At 56.8% G+C, this 4,316-nt stretch carries 3 protein-coding genes; 1 reads left to right on the top strand and 2 read right to left on the bottom strand.

Annotated elements, in window-relative coordinates; all coding sequences use genetic code 11:
• Positions 1 to 237: 237 nt before the first annotated feature.
• Together B3P58_RS03970 and B3P58_RS03965 are read right to left on the bottom strand one after the other, a co-directional pair.
• Entirely contained in the window at positions 238 to 1,734 is a 1,497-nt protein-coding gene (locus tag B3P58_RS03970; RefSeq protein ID WP_286716170.1) for an RsmB/NOP family class I SAM-dependent RNA methyltransferase, read from the bottom strand.
• Positions 1,735 to 1,866: 132 nt separating this feature from the next.
• Complete coding sequence (locus B3P58_RS03965) at positions 1,867 to 2,883, bottom strand: helix-turn-helix domain-containing protein (protein ID WP_286716169.1); 1,017 nt, start codon at positions 2,881 to 2,883, stop codon at positions 1,867 to 1,869.
• 339 nt (positions 2,884 to 3,222) lie between these two features.
• Between B3P58_RS03965 and B3P58_RS03960 the strand changes: the two genes are divergently transcribed.
• Positions 3,223 to 4,068: a metal-dependent hydrolase gene (locus B3P58_RS03960; protein ID WP_145469122.1), complete on the top strand. Its 846-nt coding sequence runs from the start codon at positions 3,223 to 3,225 to the stop codon at positions 4,066 to 4,068.
• Positions 4,069 to 4,316 lie beyond the last annotated feature (248 nt).

Raw genomic sequence — 4,316 nt, 5'->3', positions numbered from 1 at the left:
ACGATACAAATTGTTGGTGTTTTAAAGCGTCGTTCCGGGGCGAATTGTTTTGCGTGCCGCATAATCATTGCAGTTGGCTGGAGGAAGCCGGACGTGCCGAAAAGAGAGGATCGTAAGGAGATACCTCTCCTTGCAGGGGGCCAGGGGCGGAGCCCCGGAAAGGCGTTTCAACCTGAAACGCAGTAACCAATTAAGCTACAGCCGGAGTAACCCCTGTCACTCCGGCGATAAAACCGCTCAGTTTCCTGCCTTCTTCATTGCCGCTACAAACATACAGTCGCAGTCATCTTCCGGCGCACCTAACATTTGCTGGCTTTGCAGGCTGAAGGCCGGGTTGGCCTGCAGGAAGGCGCTGACGATGTCTTCGTTTTCGCTTACCTGCCAGCTGCAGGTGGCGTACACCAGTATGCCGTCGGGGCGTATGGCCGGTGCGGCCTGGGTCAGAATATTCAGCTGAATCTGCTGCAGTTCGTTGCTGTCGGCACTGTTAAAGCGCCAGCGCGCATCGGGGTTGCGGCGCCAGGTTCCGGCGGAGCTGCAGGGGGCGTCGACCAGTACTTTGTCGAAGCCCTGCTGGCGGGCAATTTCCTGTGGCAGGCGCAGCGGTGCAATGGCATCCCACAAAAAAGTCCGCACATTACGCGCACCGGCGCGGCTGGCGCGGCGTTTTAATTCATCCAGTTTGTGCTGATGCAGATCGGTGGCGACGACGGCGCCTTTGTTGTTCATCTTCGCTGCCAGAGCGAGGGTTTTGCCGCCGGCACCGGCGCAGGCATCCCAGATTTTATCACCGGGGCGGGCAGCCAGTGCGGCGGCAATCTGCTGGCTGGCCAGATCCTGAATTTCGATCACACCGTTACGGTACAGCTCGCTGCTGTTTACGCCGCGGCCACCGCTGGCGCAGAGGTGGTCGTCACGCAGCTGGGCGCTGACGCCTTCTTCCTGCAGGCGCAGTTGCAGGGCTTTCAGCTCCCGTGCATCGGCCGCTAATTCATTCAGGCGCAGGTCGTTGATGCGTAACCACAGCGGCGGGAAGCCATTCTGCATCTGCAGGAAACGCTGCAGGTCGCTGTCTGACCACTGGCTGCGTTTGGCGCGCTGTTGCAGCAGCGGCAGAAAGGACGGACGCACGCCGTGCCAGAGCAGGGCAAGCGGGGATAACGGTTTGGCTTTTACCTGATGTTCAATGCTGGCAAACAGGTGGGCGCGTTGTTCGTCCTGGCGCACCATGCGCACGAAATTCCAGGGCTGCAGGCTGCGCAGCTGAATCCAGTACCAGAACGCACTGGGGTGCATGGTATCGGCTGCGGCGGGTTGCCATTGCTCATCCCAGCTCTGCCAGTCGTGCTCTGCGGCATGGCTGGCGCTGACGCCGTTGCGTTCATTCAGCATATCTTCCAGCGCGCAGGCCAGTTGCTGAAAGCGCAGGGCGCTGAACATGGCTTCGCTCAGGGCGCGGCTGTTGTCGGCGCTGTCGGCCTGACGCGGTGCGCGCAGCTGGCCACGCAGCCAGCGATCAAGCGGCGGTTTTACAGCCTGCGACTGCCATTGCGACCAGAGCTGGATAATACGGGCTTCATCACCGTTGCCGCGGCGGCCGTTAGCTGAACCTGAAGCGGCACGGCTCTGGCGTTGTTTCTGCGGCGGGCGCGAACTCTGGCTTTTGGCCGGGCGTTGTTTGCTTTTTCCGAAGGTGGAGCCGGAATTTTTGGCCGGACCATGAGATTTGCGCATAGAGAGTATCTGCCGTTGCGGAGCGAAAGGGGCCTTAGATACGGAAAAGCCGGGAGTGTGACCAGTTAAAAGAGTTTATAGGTGTAAGCCTCTTAATTCTTTTTAGCTATCGGTTGCTGTAACCGCCCGGATTCAGGCGCTTTGCCGGTATTGCGAGGGTGATACGCCGGACCAGGCTTTGAAGGCCTTGGCGAAGTTACTGGCGTCGCTGTAGCCCAGTTGCTCGGCGATCAGGTCGATGGCCAGATCTTCCTGCTTCAGCAGGCGCTGGGCGTGGCGGTAGCGGACATCGTCTTTCAGCTGCTGAAAACTGCTGCTGTCGGCTTTGAGTTTGCGGTTAAGGGTGGCGGCCGACATGCAGAGCATGGAGGCCACATGCTCAACGGTGGGCATATCCTGCAGCCGGTCGTTGAGAATTTCCCGTACTTTACCGCTGACAGAGCCGCTTTTGGTCAGGCTGGTGAGTGCGTTCTGCAGTTGCTGCTCGGCGAGGGTTTCCAGCTCCGGGTTAAAAAAGGGCAGCGGATGTTCCAGGGCATCGGCCGGCCAGGTCAGGCTGTTGTCGCGCTGTTCTCCGATTACGCTGCAATGCGGCAGGGTGCTTTGCTGTGCCAGATCGGTCGGGCAGACCATGCGGATGCAGCTTTCAGCCGTCAGGCCATAGCTGCCGACCAGAGTGCGGCAGATGGTTTCGACGCTGCTGAGAAAGGCCAGGGTAATAAAGGGGCCGGCAACCGGGTTATCAAAACGCGGGGTAATGGTCAGGTGGCGGTGATGTTCGCTGCTGGCGCGGGCGATTTCGAAAATCTGGGCGCGGGTTTCAACATAGCGCATCACCTTTAATGCCGCATCGCCCATGGTGGCACTGTACTGCGCGGCGTAGCCCAGAGCGCCGTGCTTGGACAGGGTCATGCGCTTGCCGTATTCCAGCGCGATACCGAGGTCATTGGTCAGGCGGCAGAAGCGTTCAATAACCTTCAGGCAGGATTCATGGCCAACGGGCACGCCGGGCTGGAACAGAATCTGTTCCGGCAGGCCTGAATCAATCAACAGGTCGGCGGCCGATATGCCGCGCTCGAACGCCAGTTCGGTCAGCAGAATCAGATAGTCGGAGGAGATGCTGTAGGCGCCGGTGCCGATGGTCTTCATGCCTGATGTTATGCCTGTTTCTGCGGTTATTGTTTTTGCTTTTTTGTGTCGGTATTGCTGTATCCGTCAGGGATCTGCTCCGGCGACTGCGTTTGCGCTTTTTGCACTGGAGACTGCAAGCTTATCACCGGGGGACAGTTGCCCGAGTATGTCATAGTGCTGAGCATGTCAGGATGTCTTATCTGGCCACTGTTATCCGGGCACTTTTATCCGGCTAATGTTAAATGACAACGACGCTGTACCCGCTTACAGCAATAACCTGTCTGCAGCCTCCCTCGATCCGTCGCGTTATAAGGCTCAGGTTGCCGGCAGACCCTGTTCTATCTCTGGAGTAACACCATGACTGAGCACAACAATAAATCACAGTCGGTAGAAATCAAACCACGGCGCATGGCGTTCGATACCGCTGCTCCGATGCGTAAGTACACCTTTAAAGATAACTCGCTGGTCAGCACGTTTTTTTATGCGCTGTCGGCACTGTTTCCGGATGGCGAGCGCTTCTTTATTCACTCGGTGCGTAACTATCAGAACGAAATCAAAGACCCTGTATTGCTGGCGCAGATCCGCGGTTTTATCGGTCAGGAAGCACACCACGGCCACTCCCATGAAGGGCTGAACAATACCATCGACCAGATGGGCTTTCCGATGCACGAAATTACGGCCCGGCTACAGAAACGGGTAGCCATGCTTAAGCGCACGCTGGGTCGTGGCCGTCAGCTGGCACTCACGGTAGCGATGGAGCATTTCACCGCCTCCATGGCCGAGTTTCTGCTGAAAAATCCGGAAATTCTTGATGACGTTGATCCGACCATCCGCCAGATGCTGATCTGGCACGCGGTGGAAGAAATCGAGCACAAGGCGGTGGCCTTCGATATTTACCGTCTGAAGGTGAATAACGAAAAACTACGCAAACGCGTGATGTTTATTTCGATTATCGGCCTGTTCTCGCGTCTGGCGTACTACCAGTTCCTGATGCTGAAAGCCGACCGGCATTTTCCCAGTCTGCGAGAGTGGGTTGAAGCGACAAAATTCTTCTGGGGTAAAAAAGGCATTCTGCGTGACAACCTGAAGTCGATGCGTCTGTTCTTCCAGGATGGCTTCCATCCGTGGGATATCGACCAGCATGACCTGATCGACGGCTGGCAGGAACGCTTCCCTGATATTGCTGCCCTGCAGATGAACTGAGATTTGAGCTGAAGGGCTCAGCCTCTGTATTTTATTAAAAGCCTGAATATCCGCTGAGGATATTCAGGCTTTTTCGTATACGGGCAGTGCTGTCGTGAAAAGCGGAGCAGGGCTACAGGCTCAGCAAAGAGCCTGAACCGGCTTTACAGTTTTTGACACAGGCGACAAAAAGGGTGTTTTTGTGCATAATGGCCCGCCTTAATTTAAGGGTAATGCTTATGTCTATCGAACAAAGTCTGCTGCAGCGC

It is taken from the genome of Thalassolituus sp. UBA2009 (assembly GCF_002335285.1).
Lineage (GTDB): Bacteria > Pseudomonadota > Gammaproteobacteria > Pseudomonadales > Oceanobacteraceae > Venatoribacter > Venatoribacter alkanivorans.
Note: the sequence above shows the minus strand (reverse complement) of the source record. Positions and strands in the feature narration are given on the sequence as shown.